At 71.6% G+C, this 17,503-nt stretch carries 20 protein-coding genes; 7 read left to right on the top strand and 13 right to left on the bottom strand.

Annotated elements, in window-relative coordinates:
• Positions 1–22 precede the first annotated feature (22 nt).
• The 8 genes from ACG04R_RS00800 to ACG04R_RS00765 form a co-directional block, all read right to left on the bottom strand.
• Positions 23–409, bottom strand: a complete 387-nt coding sequence (locus ACG04R_RS00800; protein WP_394405618.1) for a hypothetical protein — start codon at positions 407–409, stop codon at positions 23–25.
• Between the two features lie 82 nt (positions 410–491).
• Entirely contained in the window at positions 492–851 is a 360-nt protein-coding gene (locus ACG04R_RS00795) for an antibiotic biosynthesis monooxygenase family protein (protein ID WP_394405616.1), read from the bottom strand.
• A gap of 13 nt (positions 852–864) precedes the next feature.
• A complete protein-coding gene (locus ACG04R_RS00790; RefSeq protein ID WP_394405615.1) occupies positions 865–1,296 on the bottom strand; it encodes a hypothetical protein in 432 nt (143 codons plus the stop codon).
• Positions 1,297–1,326: 30 nt separating this feature from the next.
• Positions 1,327–2,700 (bottom strand): ATP-binding protein, encoded by a 1,374-nt coding sequence (locus ACG04R_RS00785; protein WP_394405613.1) that lies wholly within the window; start codon positions 2,698–2,700, stop codon positions 1,327–1,329.
• Between the two features lie 22 nt (positions 2,701–2,722).
• A complete protein-coding gene (locus tag ACG04R_RS00780) occupies positions 2,723–3,379 on the bottom strand; it encodes a response regulator transcription factor (RefSeq protein ID WP_394405611.1) in 657 nt (218 codons plus the stop codon).
• A complete protein-coding gene (locus ACG04R_RS00775; RefSeq protein WP_394405609.1) occupies positions 3,380–3,943 on the bottom strand; it encodes an outer membrane beta-barrel protein in 564 nt (187 codons plus the stop codon).
• A gap of 71 nt (positions 3,944–4,014) precedes the next feature.
• Positions 4,015–5,379 carry a DNA repair protein RadA gene (gene radA / locus ACG04R_RS00770; RefSeq protein ID WP_394405608.1) on the bottom strand — a complete coding sequence of 455 codons (1,365 nt, stop codon included), beginning with the start codon at positions 5,377–5,379 and terminating at the stop codon, positions 4,015–4,017.
• 186 nt (positions 5,380–5,565) lie between these two features.
• A complete protein-coding gene (locus tag ACG04R_RS00765; RefSeq protein WP_394405606.1) occupies positions 5,566–6,735 on the bottom strand; it encodes an MFS transporter in 1,170 nt (389 codons plus the stop codon).
• Between the two features lie 94 nt (positions 6,736–6,829).
• On the opposite strand from ACG04R_RS00765, the gene ACG04R_RS00760 reads away from it, so the two are divergent.
• Complete coding sequence (locus tag ACG04R_RS00760) at positions 6,830–7,459, top strand: LysE family transporter (protein ID WP_394405605.1); 630 nt, start codon at positions 6,830–6,832, stop codon at positions 7,457–7,459.
• The gene (locus ACG04R_RS00755; protein ID WP_394405604.1) at positions 7,456–8,349 is read left to right on the top strand and encodes a DMT family transporter; all 894 of its coding nucleotides are present in this window, start codon (positions 7,456–7,458) and stop codon (positions 8,347–8,349) included. Before ACG04R_RS00760 ends, ACG04R_RS00755 begins: the two co-directional genes overlap by 4 nt.
• On the opposite strand, the gene tetR is transcribed toward ACG04R_RS00755, so the two are convergent.
• A complete protein-coding gene (tetR, locus tag ACG04R_RS00750) occupies positions 8,325–8,960 on the bottom strand; it encodes a tetracycline resistance transcriptional repressor TetR (RefSeq protein WP_394405602.1) in 636 nt (211 codons plus the stop codon). The two genes, ACG04R_RS00755 and tetR, sit on opposite strands and share 25 nt — an antisense overlap.
• A gap of 32 nt (positions 8,961–8,992) precedes the next feature.
• Here tetR and tet point away from each other — a divergent pair, with 32 nt between their 5' ends.
• Positions 8,993–10,198, top strand: a complete 1,206-nt coding sequence (gene tet / locus ACG04R_RS00745) for a Tet(A)/Tet(B)/Tet(C) family tetracycline efflux MFS transporter (RefSeq protein WP_394405600.1) — start codon at positions 8,993–8,995, stop codon at positions 10,196–10,198.
• On the opposite strand, the gene arfB is transcribed toward tet, so the two are convergent.
• Both arfB and alr read right to left on the bottom strand, forming a co-directional pair.
• Positions 10,195–10,605: an alternative ribosome rescue aminoacyl-tRNA hydrolase ArfB gene (arfB, locus tag ACG04R_RS00740; protein ID WP_394405599.1), complete on the bottom strand. Its 411-nt coding sequence runs from the start codon at positions 10,603–10,605 to the stop codon at positions 10,195–10,197. The genes tet and arfB overlap by 4 nt on opposite strands.
• Entirely contained in the window at positions 10,598–11,698 is a 1,101-nt protein-coding gene (gene alr, locus ACG04R_RS00735) for an alanine racemase (RefSeq protein ID WP_394405597.1), read from the bottom strand. The genes arfB and alr overlap by 8 nt, the downstream gene beginning before the upstream one ends.
• Before the next feature lie 208 nt (positions 11,699–11,906).
• On the opposite strand from alr, the gene lplT reads away from it, so the two are divergent.
• Entirely contained in the window at positions 11,907–13,196 is a 1,290-nt protein-coding gene (gene lplT, locus ACG04R_RS00730; protein WP_394405595.1) for a lysophospholipid transporter LplT, read from the top strand.
• A 74-nt stretch (positions 13,197–13,270) separates the two neighbouring features.
• Here lplT and ACG04R_RS00725 read toward each other — a convergent pair whose 3' ends face one another.
• Entirely contained in the window at positions 13,271–14,236 is a 966-nt protein-coding gene (locus ACG04R_RS00725) for a hypothetical protein (protein ID WP_394405593.1), read from the bottom strand.
• 160 nt (positions 14,237–14,396) lie between these two features.
• Here ACG04R_RS00725 and ACG04R_RS00720 point away from each other — a divergent pair, with 160 nt between their 5' ends.
• Both ACG04R_RS00720 and ACG04R_RS00715 read left to right on the top strand, forming a co-directional pair.
• Positions 14,397–14,885, top strand: a complete 489-nt coding sequence (locus tag ACG04R_RS00720; RefSeq protein WP_394405591.1) for a glutathione peroxidase — start codon at positions 14,397–14,399, stop codon at positions 14,883–14,885.
• Between the two features lie 34 nt (positions 14,886–14,919).
• Positions 14,920–15,654 carry a substrate-binding periplasmic protein gene (locus tag ACG04R_RS00715; protein WP_394405590.1) on the top strand — a complete coding sequence of 245 codons (735 nt, stop codon included), beginning with the start codon at positions 14,920–14,922 and terminating at the stop codon, positions 15,652–15,654.
• Between the two features lie 19 nt (positions 15,655–15,673).
• Here the strand turns inward: ACG04R_RS00715 and ACG04R_RS00710 are convergent, their stop codons facing one another.
• Positions 15,674–16,342 carry a Crp/Fnr family transcriptional regulator gene (locus ACG04R_RS00710; protein ID WP_394405588.1) on the bottom strand — a complete coding sequence of 223 codons (669 nt, stop codon included), beginning with the start codon at positions 16,340–16,342 and terminating at the stop codon, positions 15,674–15,676.
• Positions 16,343–16,399: 57 nt separating this feature from the next.
• Between ACG04R_RS00710 and ACG04R_RS00705 the strand changes: the two genes are divergently transcribed.
• On the top strand, positions 16,400–17,497 hold the full coding sequence (locus ACG04R_RS00705; RefSeq protein WP_394405586.1) for a DUF2332 family protein: 1,098 nt from the start codon (positions 16,400–16,402) through the stop codon (positions 17,495–17,497).
• The last annotated feature ends 6 nt before the right edge of the window (positions 17,498–17,503 follow it).

Here is a 17,503-nt window from a genome sequence, read left to right as displayed (position 1 = left end):
GCGGGTCAGAAAAACGGCGATTTTACGAAGAGCCCGGCGCTTCGTCCGCCCGGACCAGCCGCCACTCGGCGAGCCTGCCTTTGCGCAACACCACTTCCACCGCGTCGCCGCCAGCGTCGCACCAGCGATAAGTCTCGGCGGCCTGCTTCACGCCGAGGCTGCCGGTCAGCGTGATCAGGTCGATCAGCTTCATGCCGGCGTGCAGCTTGCTGGCGAGCATGACGGCGTTGGCCACCGATCCCATCGGCGCGGCGCCGGCCTGCTTCATGACTCGCATCAGCCGCGTGATCTGCAGCAGCAGCCAGAAGACGACACCCGTCGTCGCAAAGATAACGCCCTGCCAGCCCAGCAGCACGCCGCCGAGGACCAGGGCGACCAGCGCCAGCCCCGCGCCGACCCAGCCGTTCATGTCAGCCCCTTGCTCGACGAGTAGGTCGAGCGGTCCCCCGAGGGGACCGACGCTTGCCTGGGGCGGCCCGGCGCTGCGCGGCTCATGCCTGCGGGTCCTTGGCGCCGTCGGCCCGTTCCCAGGCGTAGGCGCGCTCGACGCGCGCAATGCGCAGCGTGTAGTGCTGGTACCAGTCGCTGCGGCCGGTGTCGCGGGCGATCTTGTGCTCCGCGTTGCGGCGCCAGGCGGCGATGTCGTCGGTGCTGCGCCAGTAGGAGACGGTGATGCCGAGGCCGTCCTCGCCGCGGGCGCTCTCGACGCCCAGGTAGCCCGGCTGTTCGGCCGCCAGCGCCACCATGCGGTCGGCCATGTCGCCATAACCTTGGTCAGCAGCCGTGCGCTGGCTCGTGAAGATGACGGCGTAGTAGGGAGGTGGGGGCAGGGCGGCGCTCATGGCGCGCATCCTGCCACGGCCGTCACTTGGTTACTTTGAGCAGTACGCAGCGCACCCACTGGCCGGCTTCCAGCGCCGCGGCGTGGCCGGCCAGGAACTGCTCGGCCGTGGAGTTGCGAGCCGTGAAGCTCATGCCGTGCAGCACGCCCATGCGCGGCACGGGGCGCGACCACTTGCGCTCCACGACGCCGTTGAACCACGACACCTGCTCGTCGTCCGAATCGACGTCGGCGCGACCCAGCAGCAGCACGACCTCGTACTTGTCGTCGGTCAGCGGTTCGGCGGCGCTGGTCAGCACCTGCAGGCCGCCGTCGCTCATGTTCAGCACCAGGCCGGCCGGGCCCTGGCTGAACTGCACCGGTTTGAAGACCCAGCCCGGCAGCGAATCGGCGTCGTGCTGGGCGGCCAGGAAGTCGGTGCGTGCGTACTGCCTGAGGTCGGCGGGGTCGGACATGGAAAGGTTCCTCCGGTGGATGGCCCGATCCTAAGCAGACTTTGCGACGTACAGAACAAAGGCAATCCCGCGCCCCCCCAACCCGTCCTCGACGGCGATGCGCCCGCCCAGCCGGCGTGCGGCCTGCTGCACGATGGACAGGCCGAGGCCGCTGCCGCTGACCTGCTGGCCGGGCGCGCGCCAGAAGCGGTCGAAGGCGCGTTCGCGCCACTCGGGCGGCAGGCCGGGGCCGTCGTCGGCCACGCGCAGTTCCAGCCCGTCGGCCACCGGTCTCAGCGCCACCTCGATGCGCCCGCCGGACGGCACGTAGCGCAGCGCGTTGTCCAGCAGGTTGTGCAGCACTGACTGCCAGGCTGCCAGCGGCAGCATGGCCGGCAGCGCGTCGGGCGCATCCAGCGACAGCTCCAGCCCGCGCGCGGCCGCGGTGTCGCCGGCCGAGGCCAGCGCCTGCTCCAGCAGCGGCACGAGGTCGACGGCCTGCGCGCGCGCCGGCGCCTCGTCGTCCAGCACGGCCAGGTCCAGCAGCTGCTGGCTGAGGTGGGAGGCGCGCTGCAGCATCTGCACCATCGCGGCCTCGGCGCGTGCACGGCCCTCGGCGGTGTCGGCGTGGGCCAGCACATGGGCCTGTGTCGTCACGGCAGCCAGCGGCGTGCGCAGCTCGTGCGCGGCCTCCTGCACGAAGCGGCGCTCGCGCTCGACGCGGCGACGCAGCTGGGCCAGCAGGTGCTCGAAGGCGACGGCCAGCGGGCGCAGCTCGCGGTGCGGGGGCTGCACGCCCAGCGGGCTCAGGTCCTGCGGGTCGCGTGCGGCCAGCGCCTTCGTCAGCCGGCGCAGCGGGGCCAGGCCCGTCCACAGCGCCAGGCCCACCGGCAGCAGCACCAGCGGCAGCGCGAGCACGAGCTTGTCGAGGATGTCGTCCGCCAGCCGCCATAGCAGCGGCGCCAGCGGCTCGGCCGGCTCGGCGATGACCAGCGTCCACGGGCCGGCCGGCTGGGTGACGACCCAGTGCACCGCCCCGTGCACGGCGCGCTGTGTAACGGGTTCGGGGCCGGCCGGGAAGGCATCGGCCGCGTCGGCCGGGTAGGCCGCGAGCACCGTGCCCGACGCATCGCGCAGCTGGTGGATGACCGGGCCGCGCGATTGCCCGGTGCGGGCCCGCCAGCGCTCGTTGATGCGGGCCAGCGAGCTCATCAGCCGCCCGGCCTCGGTCGCGTCGGCCAGCCCCGCCAGCTCGGGTGCCAGCAGCTCGGCGCGGTTGTGGATGGCCAGGTCCTGCACGTAGGACTGGCGGGTCTCCAGGTAGTCATGCACCAGCAGCACCGCCAGCACGAGGACGAAGGCCAGCGCCATCGCGGCCACGGTGCGGCGCATCAGGCTGGGCTGGCGAATCCAGGCCGCGTTCACGGATGCACCTGTCGCGCGGCACTCATGCCACCAGCGCGTAGCCCACGCCACGTGTCGTGCGGATGCGCTCGGGGCCGATCTTCTTGCGCAGGTTGAACACATGCATCTCGATGGCCGCGGCGTTCAGCGGTTCGCCCAGTGGCTCCAGCTTCTGCGCGATCTGGCTCTTGGGCACGACCTTGCCGGCCGCGCGTGCGAGCTCCAGCAGCAGCTGGAACTCGCGTCGGGACAGGTCCAGTGCGTCGCCCGCCAGCTCGGCCGTGCGCGCGTCGGGGCGGATGCGCAGTTCGCCCAGCGTCCAGACCTCGCTGGCCTGGGCCGCGCAGCGGCGCAGCACGGCGCGCAGCCGCGACACCAGCTCCTCGGTCGCGAAGGGCTTGACGAGGTAGTCGTCGGCGCCGGCATCCAGGCCGGCCAGCCGGTCCTGCAGCGCGCCCTGGGCCGTGATGACGAGGATGGGCGCGCGGCAACCCTGGCGTCGCCAGCGCGCGAGCAGATCGAAGCCGCTGCCGTCTGGCAGGCCCAGGTCCAGCAGCACCGCGTCGGCCTGCAGCGCGTCCAGCTGCGGCGGCGCGTCCGCCGCGCGCCGCCACCACTCGACGCTGAAGCCATGCAGCTGCAGCGCCGCGAGCAGCGCGCGGCCGAGGTCCAGGTCGTCTTCGATCAGCAGCAGGTGCATTCAGAAAGAGTAGCGAAGCGTGGTGGAAATGCCGTGGATGACCGAGCCGCCGTGTTCGCGGCTCATGCCCAGGTGTTCCCAGGCCACGCCGAGCTGCCAGCCGGGCGCGAGTGTCGTCTGCAGGCCGGCGCTGGCGTACAGCGCCGTCGTCGAGCCGCTGGTGGCGCGGCCGGCGGCCTCGCCGGTGCCGGTCAGGCTGCTCTGGTTGCGCGCGAGGCCCAGCCGGCCGACGAGGGCGAAGCGCTCGTTCAACGGCAGCGTGCCGCGGCCGGCCAGCAGCCAGGAGTGGCCGTGGCTGGTGAGCCGGCCGTCCTGCGTGCCGAGCCGGTAGCCGTAGCCCGGCGCGCCATGGCCGACGTAGCCGGCCTCGACGGCCCAGTGGTCGTCCAGCTCGTAGCCCAGGCGCAGCGTGCCGGACAGCGAATGCCCCTTGGCCGAGTCGGACGACGTGGCGCCGGGCACGCCGAGGTCATAGCGGCGCGCGAGGCTGCCGCCCTCGATGTAGAGGCCCTCGGCATGGGCGGCGGTGGAGGCGATCAGCAGCAAGGAGAAGAGGAGACGCATGAACAACCCGGTAGCGGTCGAAGTGATGACCGGGTCATTCTTGGAAGGCGAACCTTTGGCTTCCCCAAATTTCAGACGAGTCCGCGGAGAACTTCGATGGCCTGTTCCACGCGCTCCACGGCATGGATGGTCAGCCCCTCGATGGCTTTCTTGGGCGCGTTGGCCTTGGGCACGACGGCGATGCTGAAGCCCAGCTTGGCAGCTTCCTTCAGCCGCTCCTGACCGCGCGGTGCGGGCCGCACCTCGCCGGCCAGGCCCACCTCGCCGAAGGCGATGAAGCCCTTGGGCAGCGCCTTGCCGCGCAGGCTGCTCTGGATCGCCAGCATCACGGCCAGGTCGGCCGCCGGCTCGCTGATGCGCACGCCGCCCACGGCGTTGACGAACACGTCCTGGTCGCCCGTGGCCACGCCGGCATGCCGGTGCAGCACGGCCAGCAGCATCGCGAGGCGGTCGCGGTCCAGACCAACGGACAGCCGCCGCGGGCTGACGCCGCCGCTGTCCACCAGCGCCTGCAGCTCGACGAGCATCGGCCGCGTGCCCTCCAGCGTGACGAGCACGCAGCTGCCCGGCACGGGTTCGGTGTGCGTGGACAGGAAGATCGCGCTCGGGTTGGCCACGCCCTTCAGGCCTTTCTCCGTCATCGCGAACACGCCGATCTCGTTGACGGCGCCGAAGCGGTTCTTGATGGCGCGCACGAGGCGGAAGCTGCTGTGCGTGTCGCCCTCGAAGTACAGCACCGTGTCGACGATGTGCTCCAAAACTCGCGGGCCTGCGAGCGCACCCTCTTTGGTGACGTGACCGACGAGCACGATGGAGCAGCCGCGGGCCTTGGCCGTGCGCGTCAGTTGGGCCGCGCACTCGCGCACCTGGGCGACGGAGCCGGGCGCCGACGTGAGCTGCTCGGAGTAGAGCGTCTGGATGGAGTCGATGACGCAGAAGTCGGGTTCCTCGGCGTCGATGGTGGCGAGGATCTTCTCCAGGCCAATCTCGGCCAGCACGCGTACCTTGTCGCCGGCCAGGCCCAGGCGGCGCGAGCGCATCGCGACCTGCGCGCCCGATTCCTCGCCCGTCACGTACAGCACCTTGACCGTCTGGCTCAGCGACTCCACCGCCTGCAGCAGCAGTGTCGACTTGCCGATGCCCGGGTCGCCACCGATCAGCACCACGCCGCCGGCCACGATGCCGCCGCCCAGCACGCGGTCCAGTTCCTCCTGGCCGGTGGGCGTGCGGTCGAAGTCGCTGGCCTCGATCTCGGAGAGTGTGGCCACCGGCTGGCTCTTGGCCAGCGACTGGTAGCGGTTCTTGGCGCCGCCCGTGGGCTCGGCAGCACTCTCGGTCAGCGTGTTCCAGGCGCCGCAGTGCGGGCATTTGCCCAGCCATTTGGCGTTGGTGCCGCCGCACTCGGTGCAGGTGTAGATGCTTTTGCTCGTGGCCATCAACGCATTGTCATAGGGACTGCCAGCACGGCGGCAACGGACCGCGAAGGCCTGCGGCCTTCCCTTCGGGTTGCGACCGGACAAGTCGCGCGCGGCGTTGCAAATCCTCGCCGGGCTACCGGCCCGGCTGTGGTTTGCGCCTTGCTCGCGACCTGTCCGGTCACAACGCGGCCCATTGCCGCCGTACTAGCAGACCCGCGGTCTCACCCAGACTGTCAGCAACGCCGCCGCCGCCAGCGCGCAGGCCGCCGAGAAGCCGAAGGCCACCGTCGCCGACACGCCCTCCCACAGCCACCCGAACAGCAGCGACGCCGGCAGCAGCATCGCGCCCATGACGAGGTTCAGCCAGCCGTAGGCCGTGCCGCGCTGCTCGGGCGGTGTCAGGTCGGCCAGCAGCGCGCGCTCCACGCCGTCCGTCGCAGCCATGAAGATGCCGTAGAAGCCGAACAGCAGATAGAGCCGCCAGCCCGGCTCGGCCCAGGCGGCCATGCCGACGTAGAACGCCGCGTAGGCCACGTAGCCGGCCACCAGCAGCCGCACGCGGCCGATGCGGTCCGACAGCCCGCCCAGCGGCACCGAGAACAGCGCCGCCACGGCGGACACCGCCGCCCACAGCAGCGGCACCTGCGCCTCGGCCACACCCAGCTCCCTGGCGCGCAGCAGCAGGAACATGTTGCTGGAGTTGCCCAGCGTGAACAGCGCGACAACGAGGAGGTAGCGGCGCAATGCCGGCGGCAGGCTCGCCAGCGTCCAGCTGAAGCGCGGCGGTGTGGCTGCCGGCGGCGGTGCCTCCTTCACGGCCAGCGTCAGCGCGACGCACAGCAGGCCGGGGATGACGGCCCACAGGAAGACCCGGCCCAGCGGCACGCCCGTGCTCAGCAGCGCCCAGGCCAGCAGCGGGCCGATGACGGCGCCGGCGTTGTCCATCGCGCGGTGCAGGCCGAAGGCCAGGCCACGCTGGCCGGCGTCGATGTTGGCGGCCAGCAGCGCGTCGCGGGGCGCGGCACGCACGGCCTTGGCGATGCGGTCGGCCAGGCGCAGCGCGAGCAGCGTCGGCCAGCCGGCAACCAGGGCGATCAACGGCCGCGCCAGGCCGGCGAGCCCGTAGCCGGCCACGACCCAGGGCTTGCTGCGCCCGCTGCGGTCCACCATGACGCCGGCCCACAGCTTCAGCAGGCTGGACAGCGCCTCGGCGATGCCTTCGATGAGCCCCAGCACGCGCGGGCCGGCCATCAGCACGCTGCCGAGGTACAGCGGCACGAGCGGGTAGACCAGCTCGCTGGCGCTGTCGTTGGCCAGGCTGACAAGCCCCAGCAGCCAGACGCTGCGCGGCAGTTGGAACAGGGTGCGCCACATGGTCCGGACTGTAGGGGCTCAGGCATGACGACCGGCGCCGGCGGGGCGCGTCGGGCACACTGGCCGGCTTGTTGTTCCTCTCCCGGAGTCCCTCATGGAATTCGCCACCTGGTTGACCCTTTTCGCCGCCTGCTGGGCGATCAGCCTGTCGCCGGGCGCCGGTGCGGTCGCGGCGATGAGCGCCGGGCTCAGCCACGGCTTCAAGCGCGGCTACTTCATGACCTTCGGGCTGATCCTGGGCATCCTGACGCAGGTGCTGTTCGTCAGCGCCGGCCTGGGCGCGCTGATTGCCGCGTCCGAGACGGCCTTCGCCTTCATCAAGTGGGCTGGCGTGGCCTACCTGATCTGGCTGGGCGTGCAGCAATGGCGCGCACCGGCCAGGCCGCTGGTGGCCGCCGACGACGGCGCGCTGCAGGTCACGCGCCGCCAGCTGGTGCTGCGCGGCTGGGGCATCAACGCGGTCAACCCCAAGGGCACGGTCTTCCTGCTTGCCGTCGTGCCGCAGTTCCTGGACCTGCACGCGCCGCTGGCGCGGCAGTACCTCGTCATCGGCTGCACGCTGGCGTTCACGGACCTGGTCGTCATGGGCGGCTACACGGTGCTGGCCGCGCGCGTGCTGGCCGCACTGAAGAGCGAGAGCCACATCAAGACGCTGAACCGCGTGTTCGGCTCGCTGTTCATCGCGGCCGGCGCGCTGCTGGCCACGTTCAAGCGGTCCGCGTGACGAGCCCGGCCCGCCGCCTGCCCACCTGGTTCCTGTTCCTCGGCCCGGTGCTGATCTGGGCCAGCACCTGGCACGTCATCCTCTACCAGCTGGCCTCGTCGGTGCCGGTGCTGACGTCGGTCGGCTGGCGCTTCACGATCTCGGCGCTGATGCTGGCGGCGCTGGCGCGCTGGCAGGGGGTGTCGCTGAAGCTGCCGCGCTACGCGCATGGCTACATGCTGGGCACCGGCGTCATCCAGTACGCCGGCAACTACTGGGCCGTCTACGAGGCCGAGCGCTACGTGCCCAGCGGCCTCGTCGCCGTGCTGTTCTGCCTGATGGTGTTCATGAACGCGCTGGTCGCGTGGCTGCTGTGGCGCCAGCCGGTCAGCCGGCGCTTTCTCGTCGCCAGCAGCGGCGCGGTGCTGGGCGTGGCGTTGATCTTCTGGCCCGAGATCGCCGCCACCGGCGCGCGGCCCGATGCGGCGTTGGGCCTGGGCCTGAGCTTCTTCGCCGTCGTGGCGGCCGTCGTCGGCGGGTTCTTCACGCTGGTGCTGACACGTCGCGGCCTGCCGCTGGTGCCGGTGCTGGCCTGGAGCATGGGCTATGGCGCCGTGTTCCTGCTGGGCCTGTCGCTCGCAACCGGGCATCGCCTGTCGTTCGACGGGGCCTGGACCTACGTCGCCAGCCTGGTCTACCTGGCCGCGTTCGGCTCGGTCGTCGCGTTCACGCTGTACTACCGGCTGGCCGAGCGGCGCGGCCCGGCGCAGGCGGCGCTGGTGGGTGTGCTGGTGCCGGTCATCGCACTCATCGTGTCGGCCGCGCTGGAGGGCTGGCAGGCGACGCCGCTGGCCGTGGGCGGCATGGCGCTGTGCCTGGTCAGCCTCTACGTGGCGACACGCCGGGCCTGAGCGCCGTCGATCAGCATCCGCAGCGCCTGCTCGAACACCGCGTCGGCGTCGCCGCCCACCGTCGCTGCCCAGCCGGCGGCCAGCAGCGGGTATTGCGCGGCGTCCGGGCCGGGCAGTTTGGACGAGGCCGGCGCGTCGGGCTTCAGCATCGACTGCTCCTCCAGCACCCAGCCGACGACGAAGCGCCCGATGGACATCATCAGCAGCGTGGCCGCGCCGGGCTCGAATCCGGCCGCGCACAGCAGGCGCAGGCGTGCCTCGATGGACGCGCGCTCCGTCTCGCCGGGCCGTGTGCCGGCATGCAGGCGGGCGCCGTCGCGGTAGGACAGCAGCGCGCGGCGGAAGCCCCGGCCGTCGGCCATCAGCCAGTCCTGCCAGGCCTCGTCGGCGGCCGGCTGGGCATGCGTGTGATGGGCCAGCACGATGGCCTCGGTCATCGCGTCCAGCAGCGCCGCCTTGTTCTTGAAATGCCAGTACAGCGTGGGCGACTGCACGCCCAGCTTGTCGGCCAGGCGGCGCGTGCTCAGGGCGTCGATGCCCACCTCGTTCAGCAGTTCGAGGGCGGCGCGCAACACATCGTCGCGGTTCAGTCGTGGGGCAGGAGCGCTCATTTCTCTAGCAATGATAGAGAACCTCGGGCAGAATGATCTCTATCAACGATAGAGAAACTTCCGTGAACCGAGCCCTGACCGTCATCCTGATGACGCTGCTGCTGGACGCCGTGGGCATGAGCCTGGTGTTCCCCATCCTGCCCGGCCTGCTGCGCGAGCTGGCCGGCGCCGACGCCACCACCACTCACTACGGCGCGCTGCTGGCCGTCTACGCGGCGATGCAGTTCCTGTTCTCGCCGGTGCTGGGCGCGTTGAGCGACCGCTTCGGCCGCCGGCCGGTGCTGCTGGCGTCGCTGGCCGGCGCCGCAGCCGACTACGTGCTGATGGCGCTGGCGCCCAATCTGGCCTGGCTGTACGTGGGCCGCGTGCTGTCCGGCATCACCGGCGCCAGCATGGCTGTCGGCACGGCCTACCTGACCGACGTGACGCCCGAGCCCGACCGCGCCAGGCGCTTCGGCCAGATGGGCGCGGCGATGGGGCTGGGCTTCGTCGTCGGGCCGCTGATCGGCGGGGCCCTGGGCGAGTGGTCGCTGCGCGCGCCCTTCGTCGCGGCGGCCGTCATGAACGGGCTGAACCTGGCGCTGGCGTGGTTCGCGCTGCCCGAGTCCAACCAGAACCGCACGACGACGCTGGACGCCAGCAAGTTCAACGCCTTCTCCGCGCTGCACCGGCTGAAGGGAAAGCCGGCGCTGTTGCCGCTGGTGGGCGTGTTCGCCGTCGTCGCGCTGGTGTCGCAGGTGCCGGGCTCGCTGTGGATTCTTTATAGCCAGGACCGCTACGGCTGGACGGCCTGGGTGGCCGGCCTGTCGCTGGCCTGCTACGGCGGGCTGCATGCCGTCTCGCAGGCCTTCGTCACCGGGCCGATGGTGGCGAAGCTGGGTGAGAAGCGCGCGCTGCTGGCCGGCATGGCGGCGGACGGCCTGGGCTTCGTCGGCATGGGCGTGGCCACGGCTGGCTGGATGCCGTTCGCGCTGCTGCCGCTGTTCGCCGCCGGCGGGCTGGCCATGCCGGCGCTGCAGGCCATGCAGGCGCGCCAGGTGGACGAGCAGCACCAGGGCGAGCTGCAGGGCACGCTTGCCAGCCTGACCAGCCTGATCGGCATCGCCGGGCCGCTGGTCGTCACGGCCGGCTTCGCGGCGACGCAGCGGTCCTGGCCCGGTTGCGTCTGGATGATCGCGGCGATGGTCTATCTGCTGGCGCTGCCGATGCTGTTCAGCCGGCGCGCTCGCGAGGCCTAGAAATCCGGCTTGCTGCGCCGCCCGGCCTTGACTTCGCTGCGCTTCGACTTGCCCTCCAGCCGGCGCTGTTGCGAGCCGTAGGTCGGCTTGGTCGCCCGCCGCGCCTTGGGCACGTGGGCGGCGGCCTGTACCAGCTCGATGAGGCGGGCGACGGCGTCGGCGCGGTTGCGCTCCAGGCTGCGCGAGTCCTGGGTCTTGATGACGATGACGCCGTCCGACGTGATGCGCTGGTCGGCCCAGCTCAGCAGTCGCGTCTTGACGGCCTCCGGCAGGCTGGACGCGCGGATGTCGAAGCGCAGGTGGACGGCGTTGCTGACCTTGTTGACGTTCTGCCCGCCGGGGCCGCTGGCGCGGATGGCGTCGAACTCAAGCTCGCCGGGCTGCGGCGACCAGCGGAATTCAGGCACTGCGGATGGGCACCCGCGGCGCGACGGCGCACATCAGCTCGTAGCCGATGGTGCCGGCCGCGTGGGCGACCTCGTCGATGGGCAGGCGGGCGCCGTGCGGGCCCTCGCCCCACAGCGTCACCTCGCTGCCGAAGCCGCTGGCCGGCAGGTCGGACAGGTCCACCGCCAGCATGTCCATCGACACGCGGCCCAGCGTGCGGCTGCGCGCGCCGTCCACCAGCACCGGCGTGCCGGTGGGCGCGTGGCGGGGGTAGCCGTCGGCATACCCGCAGGCGACGATGCCCACGCGCGTGGCCCGCTCGGCCGTCCAGGCGCTGCCGTAGCCGACCGTGTCGCCGGGCTGCAGCTGCTGCACGCCGATGACCTTGGAGCGTAGCGTCATCGCCGGTTTCAGGTCCCAGTGGGCGGCGTCGTGTTCGGGGAAGTCCGGCACGCCGCCGTAAACCATGATGCCGGCGCGCACCCAGTCGTTCGCGGTGCGGGCCGGGTGGCGCAGCGTGGCGGCGCTGTTGGCGATGGTGCGTTCGCCGGCCAGGCCGTCGGTGGCGGCCTCGTAGGCGGCGAGTTGGTGGGCGATGCCGTCGGCGCCGCGGCGCAGGCCGTCGGCGTCGGAGAAGTGCGTCATCAGGCCGATCTCGTCGACCTGGGGCAGGGCGTCCAGCCGCGCGTAGGCGGCGCGGAAGGCTGCTGGCGTGAAGCCCAGCCGGTTCATGCCCGAGTTCAGCTTGAGGAACACCCGGTGCGGCTCGTGCGTCTTGTGCATGGCCAGCCAGTCGATCTGCTGCTCGCAGTGCACGGCGTGCCAGAGCTTGAGCCGCGAGCACAGCTCCAGGTCGCGGGGCTCGAACACGCCTTCCAGCAGCAGGATGGGGCCGCGCCAGTCCAGCGCGCGCAGCCGCTCGGCCTCGGCCAGGTCCAGCAGCGCGAAGCCGTCGGCGGCGCGCAGGCCCTCGAAGGCGCGCTCGATGCCGTGACCGTAGGCGTTGGCCTTGACCACCGCCCAGACCCGGGCGTTGGGCGCCTGGGCATGGGCCCGGGCGAGGTTGTGGGCGAGGGCGTCGGTGTGGACGAGGGCTTCGATGGGGCGGGGCATATCAGGGCACGCTCGGCCGCCCGGCGAGCGCCGGCGCCTTCGTGGGGAGCCGCGGCCGGAAGGAGCGTGAGGGCATCATGAACCCGCGATTCTGCGCCGCCGCCAGCGCAGGAAACCGGCGCGGGCCGCATGCTATAAACCCGCGCCGCCCGTCTTTCGTCGGCCTTTACAGCTCACGACTCTCTCCAGTCAGGATCGACTTCGGTCAATGAAACGCGGCTTCTACACCATCATGTCGGCGCAGTTCTTCAGCTCGCTGGCTGACAACGCGCTCTTCGTCGCCGCGGTCGAGCTGCTGCGCACCTCCGGCGCCGCCGAGTGGCAGCGTGCCGCCCTCGTGCCGATGTTCGCGCTGTTCTACGTCGTGCTGGCTCCCTTCGTCGGCGCCTTCGCCGACGCGGTGCCCAAGGGCAAGGTGATGTTCTATTCGAACAGCATCAAGGTGGTCGGCTGCCTGATGATGCTGTTCGGCACCCACCCGCTGGCGGCCTACGCCATCGTGGGCCTGGGCGCCGCAGCCTACTCGCCGGCCAAGTACGGCATCCTGACCGAGATGCTGCCGCCGTCGCAGCTCGTCAAGGCCAACGGCTGGATCGAGGGGCTGACCATCGCGTCCATCATCCTGGGCGTGCTGCTGGGCGGCCAGCTCATCGGCGACCGCCTGTCGCACTACCTGTTGATGGTGGACGTGCCGATGATCGACACCGGCATCGACACGCCGCCCGAGGCGGCCATCGCGAGCCTGCTGGGTCTGTACGTCGTGGCGGCGCTGTTCAATCTGCGCATCCCGCGCACGTCGGCCCCGCTGCAGCCGGTGGCGCACAGCCTGGTGGGCCTGGTGCGCGACTTTTCGGCCTGCAACGGCCGGCTGTGGCAGGACAAGCTGGGCCAGATCTCGCTGGCCGTGACGACGCTGTTCTGGGGCGCGACCAGCAACCTGCGCTACATCGTGCTGGCCTGGGCCGCCGCTGCGCTGGGCTATGGCATGCAGCAGGCGTCGTCGCTGGTGGGCGTGGTGGCCGTGGGCACGGCGGTGGGCGCGGTGGTCGCGTCGGTCGCCAGCCGGCTGGACCGCGCCATGGCCGTCATCCCGCTGGGCATCGGCATGGGCGTGCTGGTGATCTTCATGAACGTCATCAGCAACGTCTGGGTCGCCGCGCCGTTCCTGATGGTGCTGGGCGCCATTGGTGGCTACATGGTCGTGCCGATGAACGCACTGCTGCAGCACCGCGGCCACAACCTGATGGGCGCCGGCCGCAGCATCGCGGTGCAGAACTTCAACGAGCAGGCCTGCATCCTGGGCATGGGCGCGTTCTACACGGCCATGACCAAGTTCGGCCTGTCGGTGTTCGGCGCGATCACCATCTTCGGTGTCGTCGTGGCGGCCTCGATGTGGTGGATTCGCAGCTGGCACCGCCGCAACCTGCGCGACCACAAGGAAGAGGTCGAGCATCTGCTCGACCTGGCCCGCACGGACCATCTCCCCCAGGACAGATAAAGCCCACCGACTACCGGCTGCGCCGCCCGCCTTCGAGGTGCGGCCCCGGGCTTCGCCGGCCGGCCGTCAATGCATCAGCTCTGGGTGCTTGAGCCGCGGCCCTTGCGGCCCGTGGGGACCGGGATCAGGTGCTTGCCTTCCAGCACCATCTCGATGGCCTCGCTCCACGCGCGGGCGATCTTGAAGCAGCCGCTGTGGTTGAGGTGGATCTCGTTGTGCCAGTCGCCGCTGATGCCGGTGGAGCCGGGCGCGGCCAGCGCCAGCGGCACGGTGGTCGAGTCGAACACGAACAGGCCGGGAAAGCCTTCCTTGTCCGCCGCCATGCCCTTGAGCAGCTGTGCCAGATGGAAGACCATCAGCCGGCTCACGGCGGCCCAGTCGGCCGCGGGCACGCCATAAGCCTTCAGCGCCGGGTAGAGCCAGGGGCCGCTGGCGCCCAGTTCGTCGCCGCCGTGGTCGGCGCCCGCGGGGCGCGGCATCGGCACGGCGTAGCAGTGCATGAAGACGGGCTTGCCGGCCGACGGCCCCTGGTCGCGCAGCGACAGCAGGTGCTTGACGTTGGCGCGCATGTACTCGGCGTAGGTGGCCCAGCCGGGTTCGGAGAAGTAGCGTGCCACGCCGGCCGACGGCGGGCCCCATTCCGTCTGGCGGCGCAGCAGGCGCAGCTCCAGCGGGATGGGCTCGCCGGCCGCGTTGTGCGCCGGCGTGCGGGCGGCGGCGATGAGGTCGTTGCCGCCCACGGACAGCAGCACGCCGTCCCAGACCGGCGCGTCCGCGCCCGCCAGCAGCCTGACGAAGTCGGCGCTGGACTCCAGGTCCACCATGTGCGACAGCGCGTTGCCGGTGCCGGCGCAGTTGATGGCCGCAGTGCCGGACTTGAACACCAGCTCCTGCAGCAGGTTGGCGTGCGCGTTGAGCTTGTCGCGCGAGTTGGAGAACCACGAGTCACCCTGGGCCAGCAGCTTCCAGCGGAAGCCACCCAGGTCGGGCGGGGTGGGGCCGGCGAGATCGGCCGGGGTGTAGCAAGCCAGGTGATCCATGGAGGGGGTGGTGTCCGAAGTTGCTGACCGGGGCCTGTCCCGGAGGGCTGGCCCTGAAGTTCGCGCGATTGGAAGGCCTGCCGCGCGCCGGGCGCCATGCTACAAACCCTCGACGGTCTGCGCGGGTAGCATGGGCCTCGTTTTTTTAGGGAGGCTGTTCATGAGCGAGAGCGTCTTCGACTTCCAGGCCACCTCCATCCGCGGCGAGTCCGCAGACCTGGCCTCCCAGCGCGGCAAGGTGCTGCTGATCGTCAACACGGCCAGCGAATGCGGTTTCACGCCCCAGTTCAAGGGACTGGAGCAGCTGTGGCAGGACTACGGCCCCAAGGGCCTGGTGGTCATCGGCTTTCCCAGCAACGAGTTCGGCGGTCAGGACCCGGGCAGCAACGACCAGATCTCGAGCTTCTGTGAACTCAACTACGGTGTCAGCTTCCCGATGATGGCCAAGATCAAGGTCAACGGCAGCGATGCCCATCCGCTGTGGAAGTTCCTGAAGAGCGAGAAGCCCGGCTTCCTGGGCACCGAGGTCATCAAGTGGAACTTCACCAAGTTCCTCGTCGGCCGTGACGGCCAGGTCATCAAGCGCTTCGCGCCCAACGACGCGCCGGACAAGCTGCGTGCCGACATCGAGGCGGCGCTGTCCGCCTGACGCGCGGCCACTGACACCGCCGCCGGCGTTGCCGATGGCCCTGTGGTCGACCCGGCGCCGCTGCCTCGGGCTGCTGTTGCTGGCCTGGCGCCTGCCCGTGCTGGCGCAGCCCCAGGTGCTGCGGGTGGTGGGCAGCGCCGATCCGCCTTACCGCGTGTTCGGGCCCGAGGGCGCGGGCGGGCTGTACTTCGAGCTGCTCAACGAGGCCGCGCGGCGCCTGGACCTGACGCTGCGCTACCAGGAGGTGCCGTCGGCGCGCGCGCTGCGCATGATGGAGGCCGGCGAGGCCGACCTGATGATGGGCCTGCTGCGCACGCCGGAGCGGGAAGCCTTCCTGAGTTACGGCCAGATCCGGCTGCCAGCCGAGGACAAGGCCCTCTACACACGGCCCCAGGTCACGCCGGTGCGCCAGCTCGGGGATCTGCTCGGCCGCCGCGTCGTGGTCCAGCGCGGCAAGCTGTACGGCGCCGCGCTGAGCAGCCTGCCGCGGCAGGCGCTGACGGAGGTCAACGACTACCGGTCCGCGCTGGAGATGGTGGCCCGCGGGCGCGTGGATGTGGCCATCGTGCCGGAGCGCCAGGGCGATCTGCTGCTGAAGGCCACGCCGATGGACCTGGTCAAGCAGCCCTGGCGGCTGCCCGGCGAGGTGCCGTACGTGGTGCTGTCGCGCCGCTCGCCCTGGCTGGCGCGCCAGGCCGATCTGGAGCGCGCCTTCCAGTCCATGCACGAGGACGGCAGCTGGCGGGCCATCGTCGCGCGCTACCGGTAGGCGGGCGCGGGTGGGCGCGTCAGCGCACGTTCGGCCGCCACAGCCAGCGGCCACGGCCACGCTGCACGCGGCCGGCCGCCTCGGCCTCGGCCAGCAGTTCGTTGGCCGTCTGTCGCGACACATGGGCCAGTCGCGCCAGCTCGGACTGCGTGGCCTGCACCGCCACCCAGCCATCGCCCGACGGCACGCCGCGCTCGCCAGCCAGCTGTGCCAGCGCCAGCCGGAAGCGCTCCGGCGCCGCCAGGTGCCGGGCCGCCTGCAGCTGGCGCAGCGTGCCGTCGAAGCGGCGTGCGAACTCGGCCATCAGCGAGCGCGCGAAGCCGGGCACCTCGTCCATCAGCAGCGTGTAGGCCTCGCGGCCGATGACGAACACCTCGCTGGCGCCCCGCGCCACCGCCTCGTACTCCGCCGGCAACCCGGCCGCGAAGGCCGCCAGGCCGAAGAACTGCGGCGGCGCCACGGCCCCCAGCACCGACACGCGGCCGTCCTCGCCGGTGAAGCGCGACTCGATGGCCCCGGCCGCCACGGCGTAGAAGGCCGCGGGCCGCTGCCCCTGCACGAAGACGCTGCGGCCATCGGCCAGCCGGCGCCGCGGCATCAGGGCCGGCAGCCGGGCCGCCACGTCGCCGGGCACCTGCAGGCCGGGGAAGTTGGCCGTGATCAGCTGGCACGCGGTGTCGTCGGGCATGGCGGCATTGTCGGCTGGCCGACACAAGCCCGTCGTCCGTCTGCCTATGCTGGACGCATGCATCAAGACGACCTGCCCACCGTGCTGCGCCGCTTCGGCCGCGAGGAATGCAGCCAGGAGCCGCTCTACATCGCGCTGTGCGAAACCCTCGCCGACGACGACCGCGCGCTCGCGCTGCTGGCCGAGGCGCCTGCCGAGCAACGCAAGGCCAACCTGCTGCTGGCGGCGCTGCACGAGCGCGTGCTGGCCGGCGCGGCGCCTGAACTGGCGGCCTACTACCCCAGCGCCGGCGGCGCGCGCGCACCCGATGCCGGCCTGGCCGCGGCGCTGGATGCCTGCCTGGCGCGCGAATGGCCCGCGCTGGTGGCGCACCTGCGACATGGCGCCACACAGACCAACGAGGTGGCGCGCTGCGCCGTGATCTGGCCGGCGCTCGGCGCTGCGGCCCGGGCGACCGGCGCGCGTCATCTCGCGCTGCTGGACCTGGGCTGCAGTGCCGGCCTCAACCTGGGCGTGGACCGCTACCTGCTGCGCTACCAGGCGGACGACGGCGCCTGGCACGAGCGTGGCGGCGGGGAGCTGGCCATCGAGTCGCGCTGGCTCGGCCCGGCGCCGCTGCCGGCCGAGGCCGACTGGCGCGTCACGCTGCGCCATGGGCTGGACCCGGCGCCCGTCGACGTCACCGACCCCGCGCGCCTGCGCTGGCTGCAGGCCTGCCTGTGGCCTCACGACGCGCGCCGCCGCGAGCGCCTGGCCAGCGCCGCGTTGCAGTTGCAGGACCTGCCTGTCACGCTGACGCAGGCCGACGACTGCATCGCCGCCATCGAGCCGTGGCTCGCGGGCCTGCCGGCCGGCGTGCAGCCGGTGCTGCTGACGAGCTGGGTGCTGTACTACCTGAACGACGCCGACCTCGCCCGGCTGCGCGCGACGGTGGACCGGCTGGCGCTGAGCCATGGCCTGGCCTGGATCTGCGGCGACCTGCCTGCGCTGAGTGCGCCGGCCTCGCCACGGCCGCCCGAGCCGGTGCTGCCGGCCGGCGAGGCGGCCTCGTCACTGACGCTGTGGACGCTGCGGCACGCCGAAGCCGGCCGTGTCGCCGGACGAAGCCTGGCCTGGAGCCACCCGCACGGACGCTGGATCTACTGGCTCGGATAATCGCGG

Source organism: Pelomonas candidula, assembly GCF_043555985.1.
GTDB classification, from domain to species: domain Bacteria; phylum Pseudomonadota; class Gammaproteobacteria; order Burkholderiales; family Burkholderiaceae_C; genus Pelomonas; species Pelomonas candidula.
Note: the sequence above shows the minus strand (reverse complement) of the source record. Positions and strands in the feature narration are given on the sequence as shown.